Raw genomic sequence first — 15,402 nt, forward strand, 5'->3', positions numbered from 1 at the left:
GCCGCTAAACCGCAAGCTGGTACAATATTTTCCTGCGCACGCCACCTACACTCTACGCAAAGAGTTAAGTGGATAAAGAAGATGTTAACTGGTGTGTTGTACGCCCTGCTGGCAGGGCTGATGTGGGGACTGATTTTTGTCGGCCCGCTGATTGTTCCTGATTACCCCGCCGCCATGCAGTCAACCGGCCGCTATCTGGCTCTGGGATTTATTGCCCTGCCTTTGGCCTGGTTTGGACGCCAACGTTTACGGCAGCTCAAGCGCGAGGACTGGTTTACCGCGCTTAAATTGTCGACCGTTGGCAATCTCATTTATTACGTCTGCCTCGCGAGCGCTATTCAGCGCACCGGTGCGCCGATTTCGACCATGATTATCGGCACGCTTCCGGTCGTGATCCCGGTGTTCGCCAATCTGCTTTACAGCAAACGTGATGGCAAATTGCCGTGGCATCGGCTGGCGCCTGCGCTGGTGATTATCGCGCTGGGTCTGGTGATGGTGAATACCGCCGAGTTACGCACCGGGCAACTCGATTTCAGCTGGTGGCGTTATGTGAGCGGGATTGGTCTGGCGTTTATTTCGGTGGCCTGCTGGGCGTGGTATGCGCTGCGTAACGCTTGCTGGCTGCGCGAAAATCCGGACAAAAACCCTTTAATGTGGGCGACGGCGCAAGGCCTGGCGATCCTGCCTTTTTCACTGATCGGCTATATTGCCGTTTGCCTGTGGATGTCGCACACCGAGAGCAACTTCGCCCTGCCCTTCGGCCCGCGCCCGGAAGTGTTTTTAACGCTGATGTTAGCGATTGCCCTCTTCTGCTCCTGGCTTGGTGCATTGTGCTGGAACATTGCCAGCCAACGATTGCCGACGGTGATCGTCGGCCCGCTGATTGTCTTTGAAACGCTGGCGGGACTGGCTTACACCTTTATGCTGCGCCACAGCTGGCCGCCGCTGCTGACGTTACTCGGGATTATTTGCCTGGTGGTTGGCGTGGTGATGGCGGTGCTGACAAAACCGCAGAAAAACACGCTCGCGGAAGTGGTTATCACGGCGGATAAATAACGCGTTACCTCGAAATAGTCATAGCGCCGACTTAAAGATGCATTTAATATGCATCTTATATTATCGACAACGAGGTAACTGCTCATGGCTTTTCGCGATCAAGCATTAGGTGAACTGGCTTTAACTATTCCACGCGCTTCTGCGCTGTTCCGTAAATTGGATCTCGATTTTTGCTGCGGCGGGAAGCAGACGCTTGAGCGTGCCGCAACGCGCAAAGAGTTGGACCTGGAAGCCATCGAAACCGAGCTTGCAAAGCTTGCTCAAGAACCTGTCGAAAAAGACTGGCAAAGTGCGCCGCTGGCCGAAATCATCGACCATATAATCGTGCGCTATCACGATCGCCACCGCGAACAATTACCGGAGTTGATTCTTCAGGCGACCAAAGTTGAACGCGTTCACGCCGATAAACCGAACGTGCCGAAAGGGTTGGCGAAGTACCTCACCATGCTGCATCAGGAACTGAGCAGCCACATGATGAAAGAAGAGCAAATCCTGTTCCCGATGATTAAACAGGGAATGGGAACCCAGGCCAACGGCCCGATTAGCGTGATGGAAAGTGAGCATGACGACGCAGGCGAATTGCTGGAAGTGATTAAGCACACCACGAATAACGTGACGCCGCCACCGGAAGCCTGCACGACATGGAAAGCGATGTATAACGGAATTAATGAGTTGATTGACGACCTGATGAATCACATCAGTCTTGAGAATAACGTGCTGTTTCCGCGAGCTTTAGCTGGGGAATAGTTGAAATTAGCTCCTTCCCCGCCATGGAGAAGGCGCTAATAATTACTTACGCATTGTCGCGATGCGTTTCTTGCCGATAAACATCCAGCACACACCCAACAACACAAACCACAATGGCGTTACGATCAGCGCCTGGCGGGTATCTGCTTCCAGTGTCAGCAGCACAATCACAAACACGAAGAATGCCATACACATCCAGCACATAAACTTGCCGAGCGGCATTTTATAGATGGATTTTTCATGCAGGTGTGGGCGTTGTTTGCGGTACACCAGATACGAACACAAGATAATCGTCCACACGAACATGAACAAAATCGCCGATACGGTGGTGATCATGGTGAATGCAGCAATCACGTTCGGGTTAACGTACAGCATCACCACACCGCCCAACAGGCAGATACAAGAGAAGGTTAAACCCTTCGCAGGAACCGCGCGTTTAGAGAGCTTGGCGAACGCTTTCGGTGCCATACCGTCTTGCGCGAGGCCGAAGAGCATACGGCTGGTCGAAAACACCCCGCTGTTTGCCGAAGAAGCCGCAGAAGTCAGCACCACGAAGTTGATGATGCTCGCGGCGGCAGGAAGACCCACCAACACAAACAGTTCAACAAACGGGCTTTTATCCGGCACGACTGAACGCCATGGTGTGACTGACATAATCACAATCAGCGCAAACACGTAGAACATGATGATACGAATCGGAATGGAGTTGATTGCGCGGGGCAGGGATTTTTCCGGGTCTTTAGTTTCAGCCGCCGTCGTGCCCACCAGCTCAATGCCGACAAACGCAAACACCGCTATCTGGAAGCCCGCGAAGAAACCACTGATACCTTTCGGGAACCAGCCGCCGTCATTCCACAAGTTATTGATAGAGGCTTCGACACCCGACGGAGAATGGAAATGGGTCAGAATCATCACCAGGCCAATCACAATCAGCGCGACAATGGCGACGATTTTAATCATCGCGAACCAGAATTCCATTTCCCCGAACATTTTCACGGTGGCGAGGTTTAAGGTCAGCAGCAGGACGACAACCGAAAGCGATGCGACCCAATCTGAAAGCCCTGGGAACCAGAACTGCGCATAGGCCGTTATCGCCACCACGTCGGCCATGCCGGTAACGACCCAGCAGAACCAGTAAGTCCAGCCGGTAAAATACCCCGCCCACGGGCCGAGTAAATCGGCTGCAAAATCACTGAAGGATTTGTATTCGAGGTTTGAAAGCAGCAGCTCCCCCATCGCACGCATCACGAAGAACAGCATAAAGCCGATAATCATGTAGACGAAAATGATGGATGGCCCTGCGAGGCTAATTGTTTTACCGGAGCCCATGAACAGGCCTGTTCCGATGGCTCCGCCAATCGCGATAAGTTGAATGTGACGGTTGGTTAAATTACGCCGTAGCGACTGCTCAGCCGGAGCCTCAGCTTCGTCTGCAACTTTTATCTGATCTACCATGTTGTGTTTATCCTGTACCTGTCTGTTGTGTTCAGGCTCTGCTGGCCTTTATTAAAATTTTGAGGATGTGATGTTGTTGTTCCAGGGAACGCAATGATAGTAGGGAAGAATTGGCGGGTTGAATACTAAGAATGAAATTATTTGTTAATTTGATGTTTGTTTTGAGTGCAAAATCACGGCTAAAGAGTGAGGAGCCTCACACAAACACTTATGAAGGAAGTGTTTACCAGATAAAATCGTGTTGGTTTTGTTAATAGCCAAATAAAAACCCCGCCGCAGCGGGGTCGTTTGAACGCTTACAGAATTTCCAGCAGTTCAACCTCAAATACCAACGTGCTGTACGGAGGAATGGACGCACCTGCGCCACGCTCGCCGTATGCCAGGTTATGAGGGATAGTCAGTTCCCACTTAGAGCCAACCGGCATCAGAGTCAGTGCTTCAATCCAGCCTGCGATAACACCGCTTACCGGGAATTCAGCTGGCTCGCCACGTTGTACTGAGCTGTCGAACACGGTGCCATCAACCAGTTTACCGGTGTAATGCACGCGAACGTGATCTTTGCGAGCCGGGATTGGGCCTGTACCCTGAGTCAGAACGCGGAATTGCAGACCAGATTCGGTGCTGCTCACGCCTTCTTTGCTGCTGTTTTCTTGCAGATATTTCTGACCTTCAACAGCCATTTCTTTCTGGCGTTCCTGGCGAACAGCATCAGCACGCTCGTGAACTTCACGCAGTGCGCGATGAACCACGTCAACCGGAACTGCCGGAGCATTCCCTTCCAGCGCATCACGCAGACCAGCTACCAGTGCTTCTGGCAGCAAACCTTGCAGACCAGACTCGCTCAGTTGTTGACCTACCTGTAAACCAATACCGTAACTTGCTTGCGCTTCGACGCTGTCAAAAGAAGGGGTCGTCATGGGATTTCCTTTAATGTATTTAAAAGCAAGCCCGCAGCATAACAGCGTCATCCGGACGGGTAAAATGCAAAAGCGGCAAAGGTGACAAATGCAGAGGAAACAGGAACAATGGTTTAGCTGGACGTTAAATTGCTGTTGAGCGTCACGTAAAGCTGGATTGTTCAATGCATCAAACAGTTAGCGTTCTATAATGGAGTGGATAAATGAACCGAGCACATTGTGTGGAAATGAGGAGTAATGCCGATGCGATTCGCTGTTAAACCCTGGCTTGCGCGGATTTGGCATGCACCCGATAATTTCCGCCTGATGGACCCACTTCCGGTCATGCATCGACGTGGAATTATTATTGCCGCGATCGTGGTGGTACTCGGTTTCCTGTGGCCTACGCCAGATGAAACCACTCGCCCGGTCACACGCGACGCGCAGCTTTCCATTGAATCGCAATCCCCAATTCGTGCCCACTTAGTCAACCCGCCAGCCAATACCGAGCCTGCGACTCCTGTCGAACCTTCTCGCATTGAAGAACAGCCGCAAGTCGAAACTCAGGCACCTGTTCCGCACGCTAATAATGACATTGAGCAGCAATGGCGTTCGTATCGTGTGGAATCCGGGCAGACGATGGCGCAGCTGTTCCGCGATCATAATTTACCGCCCGCAGATGTCTATTCGATGGCGCAGGTAGAAGGCAGCAATAAGCCGCTGAGTACTTTGCAAACCGGGCAGATGGTGCAGATTCGCCAGAATGCGAATGGCGTAGTGACGGGGCTGACGATTGATATTGGTAACGATCAGCAGGTGCTGTTTACACGCCAGCCTGATGGCAGCTTCGTACGGGCGCGTTAATTTTTTGGGGATTTATTTTTAGATTCAGAAATGCAAAACGCCGGCACAAGGCCGGCGTCTTAACGTATATACGTCCGCGTAAATTACGCTTCAGCAACCACGTTTACAGTCAGTTTAGCGAATACATCGCTGTGAACCTGGAAGTCCACTTCGTGCTCACCAGTAGTACGCAGAACGCCGTTCGGTAAACGAACTTCGCTCTTAGCCACTTCAACGCCAGCTGCAGTTACTGCATCAGCGATGTCACGGGTACCAATGGAACCGAACAGTTTACCTTCGTCGCCAGCTTTAGACGCGATAGTAACAGTTTCGAGTGCGTTGATCTTCGCAGCGCGAGCTTCAGCAGCAGCCAGAACGTCAGCTAATTTAGCTTCCAGTTCTGCACGGCGTGCTTCGAAGAATTCAACGTTTTTCTTGGTAGCAGGAACAGCTTTACCCTGTGGTACCAGGAAGTTACGAGCGTAACCCGCTTTAACGTTAACCTGATCACCCAGGCTACCCAGGTTTGCTACTTTATCAAGCAGAATAACTTGCATTACCTTATCCTCTCAAAGTCATTAATGGACAGTGGCCGATTACTGATGACGATCAGTATATGGCAACAAAGAAAGGTAACGAGCGCGCTTGATGCAGCGAGCCAACTGACGCTGGTATTTTGCACGAGTACCGGTAATACGGCTCGGGACAATTTTACCACTTTCAGTGATGTAGTTTTTCAGTGTAGCGATATCTTTATAATCAATCTCTACAACGCCTTCCGCTGTGAAACGGCAGAACTTGCGACGACGGAAATAACGTGCCATTAGGCTAGTCTCCAGAATCTATCAATTCAATCTGCTCGGCATGCAATACCACTTTGTTCAGCCCATTTTTTGCCTGATGGCAACTAATGAAACCAGAAACGGTGAGTACCGTGCCGACCGTTATACTTTGAGTAATGGCTGAGTGTGCGTGCCCGCTAATAATAACTGGCATACGGCACCACGCCTGCCGATCTAAACCGGCTTCCTTTTGCACAGAACGGTGCTCAAGCACGAACTGGCAATGAGGAATTCCTGACGGGCTAACCTTGCGAAGGGGCGTCTTGCACACAGTGCCAGACAACACCAGGCGGTTGACCGTCATTGGAAATTACTCTTCAGAATCCCCAGCATCCGCATCATCAGCAGTTTCGCTAGCGAAGTCATCGCGACGATCACGACGTTCGTCTTTAGCTTTAACCATTGGTGAAGCTTCGGTTACAGCGTGCTTAGTACGCATAACCATGCTACGGATAACGGCGTCGTTGAAGCGGAAGTTAGTTTCCAGCTCATCGATCACTTCCTGCGGAGCTTCAACGTTCAGCAGAACGTAGTGTGCTTTGTGCAGTTTGTTGATCGGGTAAGCCAGCTGACGGCGGCCCCAGTCTTCCAGACGGTGGATCGTACCTTCTGCTGCAGTAATTGCACCAGTGTAACGTTCGATCATACCCGGAACCTGTTCGCTCTGGTCAGGATGGACCATAAAAACGATTTCGTAATGACGCATCGAATTGCTCCTTACGGATTATTCAGCCTCCTGTCAGGGTCAGCCGCGGCCCATGGAAGCAAGGAACGTGTTTATAAAGGCGGCTGAAAAATTGACGCGTAATCATACAAGCGCAGCCCAATTAACTCAAGGTGATATGGAAATTAATTCTTTTGCATGAAGGATAAAGTTTCAACAACAGGCTAACCCGGTGAAATTTATAACTTTGAGCTGAATCGCTTAAATTTTTTGACCAACACCATCAGAAATGGTCGCTTTTTATTCAATGATGAGGGATTACACTTGTTGTCATAGGCCGCCACTTTTTATTAACAGGAACGACGACCGCAGCAGACACATTAAGTTGTAGTGGAGCGGACCATGAAAATGATTACTTTAGCTTTTGTCGCTGTTTTCTTGCTTTGCTCGAATGCGACAGCCGCTATCAAAATCGACAACCATCAGGCCAAAAATATGGATGATGTAATGAGTTTGGGCGTGATTTACATCAATCATAATTTTGCTACTGAACAAGAGGCTGAAGTCGCGATCGAAAACGACGCGGATCAACACGGAGCAAAGTACTACCACTCGATATTGATGAGAGAACCCGGTAGCAACGGCAATATGCATGTCAGCGCCGACATCTACCGCTAACTGAATGCAATGAAGTAGTGAAGTAATGCGTTAACACCAGGAATACCACAACGACATAGAAAGCCAACGTTGCCCCCGCTTGCGGGGGCCTTTTTATTACGCGAACTCATTCAAAATAAAGAGGTGTTGGCTGCGTTCACTCACCCCAGTCACTTACTTGAGTAAGCTCCCGGGGATTCGCTCGCTTGCCGCCTACCTGTATTTCGAATGAGTGCGCGTAATTGTCGATTAACACTCTACTCATGTTGGCCGTAATAGGCATTTTTGCCGTGTTTACGTTGGAAGTGCTTGTTCATTAAATAGCTATCGATCGGTTTTAACTGCGGATTAATGCCGCGCGAGATCCATGCCATTCGTGCGACTTCCTCCATAACCACCGCGTTATGAACGGCGTCTTCAATACTTTTTCCCCACGCAAATGGCCCGTGCTGATAAACCACAATACCTGGAGTGTGCAACGGATTAGTATTGTTCAGCGTTTCAATAATAACGTTGCCGGTATTTAACTCGTATTCACCCTGCACTTCTTCGCTGGTCAGCGGGCGCGAGCACGGAATATCCCCGAAAAAATAATCGGCATGGGTAGTGCCAAGCGCCGGAATACTTAGTCCGGCCTGCGCCCAGGCCGTAGCGTGAGTGGAATGAGTGTGAACCACACCGCCAATTTCTGGGTATTGCTTATAAAGCGCCAGGTGCGTTGCGGTATCTGACGATGGTCGATACTTGCCTTCAATCACCACACCGTTCATATCCACGATAACCATGTCGTTAGCAGACATTGTCTCGTAAGGCACCCCACTAGGCTTGATGGCTATACACTGCTTCTCACGGTCGATACCACTGACATTTCCCCAGGTAAATGTCACCAGCCCATGGCGCGGTAACGCCATATTCGCTTCAAAAACCTGCTGCTTAAGCTGTTGCATGATTAGTCTCCACAAGCCCGGCAGTTACCATGCGCGCTAATACCCAATCGCGAGCGGCGATGACTTCAGCAATCGGATCAGCGGCATTTTCGCTCCACATTTCAATCAAATACGGACCGCGATAACCACTGCGTTTCAAGGTCTCAAAACAGCGTTCAAATTCCACCACACCGCTTCCGAAAGGAACGTTTTTAAATACGCCGGGGCGGGTGTCTTTTACGTGAACCGCAACGATGTGCCCTCGCCCGGCCTCAAGCTCCATCTGCACGTCGTTATCCCATGCGGATAAATTGCCGATATCCGGGTAGAGCTGGAACCATGGATTATTCAAATAATGCGCGTATCCCATCGCTTTACTAATGGAATTCATCAGCGGGTAGTCCATGATTTCCATCGCCAGCGTCACCTGAGCGCGGCTCGCCATTTCAACTGCCAGCGTCAAACCCTCGCGGAAACGACGACGCGTTTCGTCATTCGCTTGCTGGTAATAAACGTCATAACCTGCCAGCTGAATAACGCGGATCCCGACATCCTGCGCAAACTCGATGGCTTTACGCATGATCTCCAGCCCATGATTACGCACCGCGTCGTCTTCACTTCCTAATGGATAACGACGATGAGCGCTCAGACACATCGAGGGAACACGAACCCCGGTTTGCGCGACAGCCTGCACTAGCGAAAGACGCTGCTCCCGGCTCCACTCCAGACGCGCCAGTCGCTCGTCTGTTTCATCAACCGACATCTCAACAAAATCGAAATCCAGGCGGGCTGCCAGTTGCAACCTCTCCAGCCAGCACTCCCCGGCGGGGAGTGCTTTTTCGTAGATGCCCAGTGGAACTTGCTTATGTAACATGAGCAGTCCTTAACCCCAGAGCTGGGCGATAGCGCGCTTGAACTGGCGAGCGGCTTCTACCGGCGAAGCCGCATCACGAATGCTGCGACCGGCGATAAACACATGAATAGGAATACCTTTAAACAGCGGTAAATCTTCCAGCGCCAGGCCACCCGTAACCGTCACTTTAAAGCCCATATCGGAAAGACGCTTTATAGCGCTGATGTCGGCTTCACTCCAGGCTACACCCGCTGCCTGTGCGTCACGACTACGGTGATAAACCACCTGTTCAATACCTGCCGCACGCCATTCTTGCGCCTGCTCCCAGGTCCAGAAACCGGTCAGTTCAATCTGCACATCGCCGTTAAATTCGCGGGCCACTTCCAGAGCGCCTTTGGTGGTATTGATATCGGCACAACAAATCACCGTTACCCAATCTGCATTCGCTTCAAAACACATACGTGAGAGAATTTTCCCGGCATCCGCAATTTTGGCATCGGCCAGAACGATTTTATGTGGGTAAAGCGCCTTAAGGTCACGTACCGCGCGAACCCCTTCGCCGACACAAAGAATGGTTCCCACTTCAATAATGTCGACTTCCTCGGCAATCAGGCGCGTGGTTTTGTAAGCGTCTGACATCGTCTGGTTATCCAGCGCAACTTGCAGCATCGGTAATGAATGAGACATATAAAACTCCTTAAACAGTAGCCGACGCCGTAGCGCGGTCGATTAAATCCAGAACGTCCTGCTCGCAACGGCAGGCACGTAAGCGGTCAAAATTAGCTTCATCTTCAAACAGATTGACGATTTGCATGATGCCCACTTCCTGATGAGTTGTGGCATCAACGGCGGCCATGGTGATGAGGATATCCACCGGGTCGTTATCGTCATGGTTAAACACCAGCGGTGTTTTCAGCGTGACCAGAGAAAAACCGGTGCTTTTCACCCCTTCTTCCGGGCGACCATGTGGCATAGCGAGGCCCGGAGCGATGACAAAGTAGGGGCCAAATTGCGCTACGCCATCGAGGATGGCCTGGTAATATCGCGGTTCGACGATGCCTGCATCCACCAGCAAATCGACGCCTATTTTTACCGCTTCCTGCCAAGTGTTGGCTTCCGCCTGCAAACGTACTGAATGATTTTGTGCCAGAGAATCACGTAATTTCATTGGCGTTCCTTACTTCAGATCCTGAGGAAAATGCGCGGTGATCACTTCCATCAGCTTCGGTCCGAAATCCGCCGCAGACAGCATGTTGCGCACTCCCACCACATGTTTGTTGCCAGTCACAGTGATTTCGCCAGCGATATGCGTCGAGGCAATAATCACATCAGCACCGCTTAGTTCACTTTTGTACTCACCCACGGCACAACTGTTTACGGAATGATCCACCCCCTGCTGAGTCAGAAACTGATCCACTTTCATTTTCATAATCATGGAACTACCTTGCCCGTTACCACACACTGCCAGAATTCGTACGGTCATAATCTCAATTCCTTAATTAGCGGAGGATTCCGTCAGTTGTTTTTCTGCATCTTCTTCCTGGCGCAAAGTGCGACTGGCGAAGAACATGTAAATCAATGCAATCACGATAACGACACCCATGAACCACAAGCCCAGCGTTAATCCCTGCATCAGTGGGGGTGCCAGAATTGACCAGTCGGCCATGCCCATCCAGGCACTCAGACCTGTCAGTTTTATTGCCCACACGCAGCCGAAGATTTCAATCATGCCCATCACCAGACAGATTTTTAGCGCTGCACGCCAGCCACCGAAGTGATTTGCAAATACGCCAATGGTTGCGTTGGAGAAGAACATCGGGATGAAGCCAGGGATAATCATGATGGAAGAGCCCATGGCGATGAGAATACCGACGGCGATAAGCTGGCCGATGGTTCCCCAGATAAAGCCCCAAACCACGGCATTGGGAGCGAAGCTATAAATTGCCGCGCAGTCGATGGCGAGCACCGCTCCGGGGATTAATCGCTGAGAGATACCATTGAAGGCTTCGGAAAGTTCAGCCACGAACATTCGAACACCCTGGACAATGATGAAAATCGCCACGGCGAACTGGAAGCCGGTTTGCAGAATGTAGATAGTCCAGTGAGTTTTACCCGCCATCGCTTGCATGACATCAATGCCGAAGGAGCAAAGAATCACGCCGAAAAACAGAGTCATAACAATGGCTGTGGAAACAATGTTGTCGTGGAAGATATTGAGCCAGCCCGGCAGTTTCAGGTCCTCAACGCTTTCCTCTTTTTTGCCCAGGTATGGTGCGATTTTATAAGCTATCCATGAAGCAAATTGTTGTTGGTGCCCGATAGAGAAACCACTGTTTTCCGTCACCGCTTGTGTTGGTTTAAACATCATATTTGACGTGATGCCCCAATAAAGGGAAACCAGAACAGCCGTACAGATAATGGTCGTCCACATCGAGTAACCGAGAATGAAGAAGAACACCGCGATTAACCCAGCTTGCTGGAACATAATATGGCCAGTAAGCATGATGGTGCGGATCCCGGTAATGCGCCGCAACAACACATAAAAAATGTTGAGCGCCAGGGCTAACAGCACGGCATAACCTACCCAACTATAAGCATCACCCATCCTTTCAACAGTGGCCATCATGGATGCATAGGTGTCTGAAATCGCGCCGTTAATGCCATACACCTCAGACATTTTTGCCACCACGGGCTTAAATGTGCCGGTCAAAATCCCGGACCCCGCCTGCAACAGCATGAAGCCGATAATGGTTTTGATGGTGCCTTTGATAATGACGCTGGCGCTTTTTCGCAGTAACAGGTAGCCCAGACAAGTCACAATCCCCAACAACAATGGGGCATTAGTCATTACCTGGTTAAAGAAAATGGTAAAGACGTTGTAGAGGGTCTCCATAAAGCTCTCCGTAGGATCGTCGCTCCCTGTCCCGATACGAAAGCAGGGGAAGTAAGGTTTGCACTACTTTATTTATCAAAAGTAATCACAACAAGATTGAAAATGATTAATTGTGAGATGCCACGCAATTTATTTTCCACAATTACATCGCGGTTAAATGGCAGCACGCCAACAAACTAAATAATCACTACAAATCATAAAATTACATTTAATTTATAGATGTAACGGCAACTTTTCATGTGCTTTTAAGCACTGACATCGCAAATCACACTGTCAAAAAATGCTTCTAAACTTACTTTTTTGATGTCATTATTTATCAAATAAAATCACTATATGATTAATATTGATTTAAAAGACCAAGCGAAGAGGAGAGAATTGATGAGTAAGGTAAAAACGATTACCCGCGAATCCTGGATTTTAAGCACGTTCCCGGAGTGGGGAAGTTGGTTGAATGAAGAGATTGAACAAGAAGTTGTCGCCCCTGGAACCTTTGCGATGTGGTGGCTGGGCTGTACCGGTATCTGGCTGAAATCCCAGGGTGAGGCAAATATCTGCGTAGATTTCTGGTGCGGTACGGGTAAGCAAAGCCATGGTAATCCGCTCATGAAAGCAGGTCATCAGATGCAGCGCATGGCTGGAGTAGAAAAATTACAGCCTAATCTGCGCACCACTCCGTTTGTGCTCGATCCTTTTGCCATTCGCAAGATTGATGCGGTGCTTTCAACACACGATCACAACGATCATATCGACGTCAACGTAGCCGCTGCCGTGATGCAAAATTGCGCTGAAGACGTGCCTTTTATTGGGCCACAGACCTGCGTGGATTTATGGATTGGTTGGGGCGTTCCACGTGAGCGCTGCATTGTGATGAAACCGGGCGATATCGTGAAAGTGAAAGATATTGAAATTCACGCCCTCGATGCTTTTGATCGCACCGCGCTTATCACACTGCCCGCCGGGGAAAAGGCGGCAGGCGTGTTACCCGACGGCATGGACCAGCGTGCGGTGAACTACTTGTTCAAAACACCTGGCGGCAACCTTTACCACAGCGGTGATTCCCACTATTCCAACTATTACGCGAAACACGGAAATGACCATCAGATTGATGTTGCGCTAGGCTCCTACGGTGAGAACCCACGTGGCATCACGGATAAAATGACCAGTGCCGATATTTTACGCATGGCTGAGTCACTCAATACCAAAGTTGTCATCCCTTTCCATCATGATATCTGGTCGAATTTCCAGGCCGATCCACAAGAGATCCGCGTTTTGTGGAACATGAAGAAAGATCGCCTGAAATACGGCTTTAAGCCGTTTATCTGGCAGGTGGGTGGTAAATTCACCTGGCCGCTGGATAAAGATTTGTTCGAGTATCACTACCCACGCGGGTTTGACGATTGCTTCACTCTGGAACCAGATTTACCCTTTAAATCGTTCCTGTAAGTTTAAACAGCCGGGTAAAATGCCCGGCTTTTCTTTTAGGTATTTCATTCTTTTTCAAATATCATCTTTAAAAATCATCTTTCATCGGGAATACGCATGACCGAAGCACAACGCCATCAGATCCTGCTCGAGCTGCTCCAGCAAACAGGGTTTGTAACCGTCGAACAAGTTATGGAACGACTTGCCATTTCTCCTGCAACTGCACGACGTGACATTAATAAGCTGGATGAAAGCGGCAAGCTGAAAAAAGTCCGTAACGGTGCCGAAGCCATCAGCCAACAGCGCCAGCGCTGGACACCGATGAACATTCATTTGACGCCTAATCACGATGAGAAAAGCCGTATTGCCACTGCGGCCTCGGCTCTTGTAAAGCAGGGTGAAAGTGTTGTGATCAACTGCGGATCGACCGCTTTTTTACTCGGCCAGCAGATCTGCGGAAAACCGGTGCAAATCATCACTAACTACCTCCCTCTTGCGAATTACCTTATCGATCAAGAGCATGACAGTGTTGTTATCATGGGAGGGCAGTACAATAAGAGCCATTCGATTACCCTCGGCCCCCAGGATAACGAAACATCTCTATATGCCGGGCACTGGATGTTTACCAGCGGCAAAGGTTTAACTGCCGAGGGTCTTTATAAGACCGATATGTTGACGGCTATGGCAGAACAGAAAATGTTGGGGGTGGTGGGTAAATTGGCGGTACTGGTCGATAGTTCTAAAGTCGGGCAACGGGCTGGGATGCTATTTAGCCGGGCAGAACAAATTGATTTAGTGATTACTGGCAAGCAAGCCAACCCTGAAGTGGTCAAAAAGCTTGAGGATCAGGGCGTGCAGGTCATTCTGGTTTGATTAAAGGTTTTCACAAAAGAAGCGCCTGGCGGCCTCTAAGGCCGTAGGCGTAATACGATGCTTTACGCCTGCTTCCCGTAAACAGAGCATGTGTTTATCCAGCCCATTTTCGATCAGCGCGTGTTCCAGACGCCATGTTTCTGTTGCCGGAACGACATCATCCTGCTCACCATGCCACAGCAAAAGTGGTCGGTTCCCAATTTTTTCGAGTTGATGGCTAATGTCGTAGTCAGCAAGTTTGTTAAGGGAGTCGAGGTCCAACGCCTGCGGGGGGAACAAATTCTTCCCAAGCGACATGAAATATCCCGACCCCATCAGGCACGCCACGCAGCGCACTTGCGGGTAACGCGCCATAATTCCCAGCGCTGTCATTCCTCCCATTGAAGCGCCACCCACGGCAATTCGTTGCTCATCGACTGGATAACGTTCAGATAAAGCCTGCTGAAGCTGTGAAAACTCATCAATGTTACTTTTGAGAATCGACCAGAATTGGTACAGACGGGCGCTTTCATCACCATCAAAACGCGCCCCGTGTTGTTGGGCATCGGGCATAATCACCCGCATTCCAGACTGAGCTAATGCCACGGCAAAGTAGCTGTAAACCAGTTTCGATGATGTAAAACCATGATAGAAAAACACGACGGGAAGTTGGCTCTCTTTTTTCCCGGCAGGTACAGCATGCAGAACTTCAATACCGGCCAACTGTTCGGTGTACATTTCTATCATGGGATTCGTTCCGTATCAGGGTGAGACTTCCTTTGTAAGCCAGCAACCACGGGATGGCAAGCTATTGGCACCAGGGGAGAATTCTTAACTATGAGATCTGCTTAGCGATTTTCATTCGAAAGTGATTAAAAAGCGCGGGGGAGCTAACAGAATGGGAACATTCCCTCTTCTTCGAAAAAAACCGGAGCTACAATATGTGTATTAAGAGACGAGAAACGATCATGCGACTGTTATCAGCTTTGCTAATTGCGATGACGCTCAGTGCCTGTAGCGTGTTACAAGGTACGCCGCAGCCTGCACCGCCAGCAACCGGAACGCCTCAGGAAATTCAGCGTTATCAAACGCAGGGTTTAACCAAGATAGGAACGGTAACAGCACTTGAGCGCGGCTCACCAATGGACTCTGAGACAGCGCTAAAAGAAAAGGCAATTGCTGCAAAAGCAGATTACTACGTCATCTTGTTAAACGATGAGACGGTGGTGCCGGGCCAGTGGTACGCCCAGGCGATTTTATACCGTAAGTAATTAGCGCTGACTTATTTATGCAGAT

The 15,402-nt window shown here is 49.9% G+C and carries 20 protein-coding genes; 7 read left to right on the forward strand and 13 right to left on the reverse strand.

Annotated features, from left to right (window positions below; translation table 11 throughout):
• Positions 1–81 precede the first annotated feature (81 nt).
• Together DY231_RS20865 and ytfE are read left to right on the forward strand one after the other, a co-directional pair.
• On the forward strand, positions 82–1,056 hold the full coding sequence (locus tag DY231_RS20865) for a DMT family transporter (RefSeq protein WP_115631283.1): 975 nt from the start codon (positions 82–84) through the stop codon (positions 1,054–1,056).
• A gap of 84 nt (positions 1,057–1,140) precedes the next feature.
• Entirely contained in the window at positions 1,141–1,803 is a 663-nt protein-coding gene (gene ytfE / locus DY231_RS20870) for an iron-sulfur cluster repair protein YtfE (RefSeq protein ID WP_115631285.1), read from the forward strand.
• 42 nt (positions 1,804–1,845) lie between these two features.
• Here ytfE and cycA read toward each other — a convergent pair whose 3' ends face one another.
• Together cycA and bamJ are read right to left on the reverse strand one after the other, a co-directional pair.
• The gene (cycA, locus tag DY231_RS20875; protein WP_115631287.1) at positions 1,846–3,258 is read right to left on the reverse strand and encodes a D-serine/D-alanine/glycine transporter; all 1,413 of its coding nucleotides are present in this window, start codon (positions 3,256–3,258) and stop codon (positions 1,846–1,848) included.
• Positions 3,259–3,554: 296 nt separating this feature from the next.
• Entirely contained in the window at positions 3,555–4,175 is a 621-nt protein-coding gene (gene bamJ / locus DY231_RS20880) for a BamJ family beta-barrel-assembly machinery protein (protein WP_034492832.1), read from the reverse strand.
• Between the two features lie 237 nt (positions 4,176–4,412).
• Between bamJ and DY231_RS20885 the strand changes: the two genes are divergently transcribed.
• Entirely contained in the window at positions 4,413–5,018 is a 606-nt protein-coding gene (locus DY231_RS20885; protein WP_115631289.1) for an OapA family protein, read from the forward strand.
• An 83-nt stretch (positions 5,019–5,101) separates the two neighbouring features.
• Here the strand turns inward: DY231_RS20885 and rplI are convergent, their stop codons facing one another.
• The 4 genes from rplI to rpsF are packed head-to-tail and all read right to left on the reverse strand — an operon-like array spanning position 5,102 to position 6,545.
• Complete coding sequence (gene rplI / locus DY231_RS20890; protein ID WP_034461193.1) at positions 5,102–5,554, reverse strand: 50S ribosomal protein L9; 453 nt, start codon at positions 5,552–5,554, stop codon at positions 5,102–5,104.
• Between the two features lie 39 nt (positions 5,555–5,593).
• On the reverse strand, positions 5,594–5,821 hold the full coding sequence (gene rpsR / locus DY231_RS20895) for a 30S ribosomal protein S18 (RefSeq protein WP_002210155.1): 228 nt from the start codon (positions 5,819–5,821) through the stop codon (positions 5,594–5,596).
• Between the two features lie 4 nt (positions 5,822–5,825).
• Positions 5,826–6,143 (reverse strand): primosomal replication protein N, encoded by a 318-nt coding sequence (gene priB / locus DY231_RS20900; RefSeq protein WP_034492830.1) that lies wholly within the window; start codon positions 6,141–6,143, stop codon positions 5,826–5,828.
• Between the two features lie 6 nt (positions 6,144–6,149).
• The gene (gene rpsF, locus DY231_RS20905; protein WP_034492828.1) at positions 6,150–6,545 is read right to left on the reverse strand and encodes a 30S ribosomal protein S6; all 396 of its coding nucleotides are present in this window, start codon (positions 6,543–6,545) and stop codon (positions 6,150–6,152) included.
• Positions 6,546–6,905: 360 nt separating this feature from the next.
• Here rpsF and yjfY point away from each other — a divergent pair, with 360 nt between their 5' ends.
• Positions 6,906–7,181 carry a DUF1471 family protein YjfY gene (yjfY, locus tag DY231_RS20910; RefSeq protein ID WP_115631291.1) on the forward strand — a complete coding sequence of 92 codons (276 nt, stop codon included), beginning with the start codon at positions 6,906–6,908 and terminating at the stop codon, positions 7,179–7,181.
• Between the two features lie 236 nt (positions 7,182–7,417).
• On the opposite strand, the gene DY231_RS20920 is transcribed toward yjfY, so the two are convergent.
• From DY231_RS20920 to DY231_RS20945, 6 genes are read right to left on the reverse strand one after another with little or no spacing between them, the layout of a single operon-like run.
• The gene (locus DY231_RS20920; protein WP_115631295.1) at positions 7,418–8,107 is read right to left on the reverse strand and encodes an L-ribulose-5-phosphate 4-epimerase; all 690 of its coding nucleotides are present in this window, start codon (positions 8,105–8,107) and stop codon (positions 7,418–7,420) included.
• A complete protein-coding gene (locus tag DY231_RS20925; protein ID WP_115631297.1) occupies positions 8,094–8,960 on the reverse strand; it encodes an L-ribulose-5-phosphate 3-epimerase in 867 nt (288 codons plus the stop codon). Before DY231_RS20925 ends, DY231_RS20920 begins: the two co-directional genes overlap by 14 nt.
• A 9-nt stretch (positions 8,961–8,969) precedes the next feature.
• Complete coding sequence (locus tag DY231_RS20930) at positions 8,970–9,626, reverse strand: 3-keto-L-gulonate-6-phosphate decarboxylase UlaD (protein WP_115631299.1); 657 nt, start codon at positions 9,624–9,626, stop codon at positions 8,970–8,972.
• A gap of 10 nt (positions 9,627–9,636) precedes the next feature.
• Entirely contained in the window at positions 9,637–10,107 is a 471-nt protein-coding gene (gene ulaC, locus DY231_RS20935) for a PTS ascorbate transporter subunit IIA (RefSeq protein ID WP_115631301.1), read from the reverse strand.
• Between the two features lie 9 nt (positions 10,108–10,116).
• Positions 10,117–10,422 (reverse strand): PTS ascorbate transporter subunit IIB, encoded by a 306-nt coding sequence (ulaB, locus tag DY231_RS20940; protein ID WP_064540712.1) that lies wholly within the window; start codon positions 10,420–10,422, stop codon positions 10,117–10,119.
• A 12-nt stretch (positions 10,423–10,434) separates the two neighbouring features.
• On the reverse strand, positions 10,435–11,832 hold the full coding sequence (locus DY231_RS20945) for a PTS ascorbate-specific subunit IIBC (protein ID WP_115631303.1): 1,398 nt from the start codon (positions 11,830–11,832) through the stop codon (positions 10,435–10,437).
• A gap of 378 nt (positions 11,833–12,210) precedes the next feature.
• On the opposite strand from DY231_RS20945, the gene ulaG reads away from it, so the two are divergent.
• Complete coding sequence (gene ulaG / locus DY231_RS20950; RefSeq protein ID WP_115631305.1) at positions 12,211–13,275, forward strand: L-ascorbate 6-phosphate lactonase; 1,065 nt, start codon at positions 12,211–12,213, stop codon at positions 13,273–13,275.
• Between the two features lie 96 nt (positions 13,276–13,371).
• Positions 13,372–14,127, forward strand: coding sequence for an HTH-type transcriptional regulator UlaR (gene ulaR, locus DY231_RS20955; protein WP_115631307.1), 756 nt, complete (start codon positions 13,372–13,374; stop codon positions 14,125–14,127).
• Here ulaR and yjfP read toward each other — a convergent pair whose 3' ends face one another.
• Positions 14,128–14,853, reverse strand: coding sequence for an esterase (gene yjfP, locus DY231_RS20960; RefSeq protein ID WP_115631309.1), 726 nt, complete (start codon positions 14,851–14,853; stop codon positions 14,128–14,130).
• A gap of 194 nt (positions 14,854–15,047) precedes the next feature.
• Between yjfP and bsmA the strand changes: the two genes are divergently transcribed.
• Positions 15,048–15,377: a biofilm peroxide resistance protein BsmA gene (bsmA, locus tag DY231_RS20965; RefSeq protein WP_115631311.1), complete on the forward strand. Its 330-nt coding sequence runs from the start codon at positions 15,048–15,050 to the stop codon at positions 15,375–15,377.
• Positions 15,378–15,402: the final 25 nt, after the last annotated feature.

Origin of the sequence: Buttiauxella agrestis (assembly GCF_900446255.1) — a bacterium.
In the GTDB taxonomy this organism is placed as follows: domain Bacteria; phylum Pseudomonadota; class Gammaproteobacteria; order Enterobacterales; family Enterobacteriaceae; genus Buttiauxella; species Buttiauxella agrestis.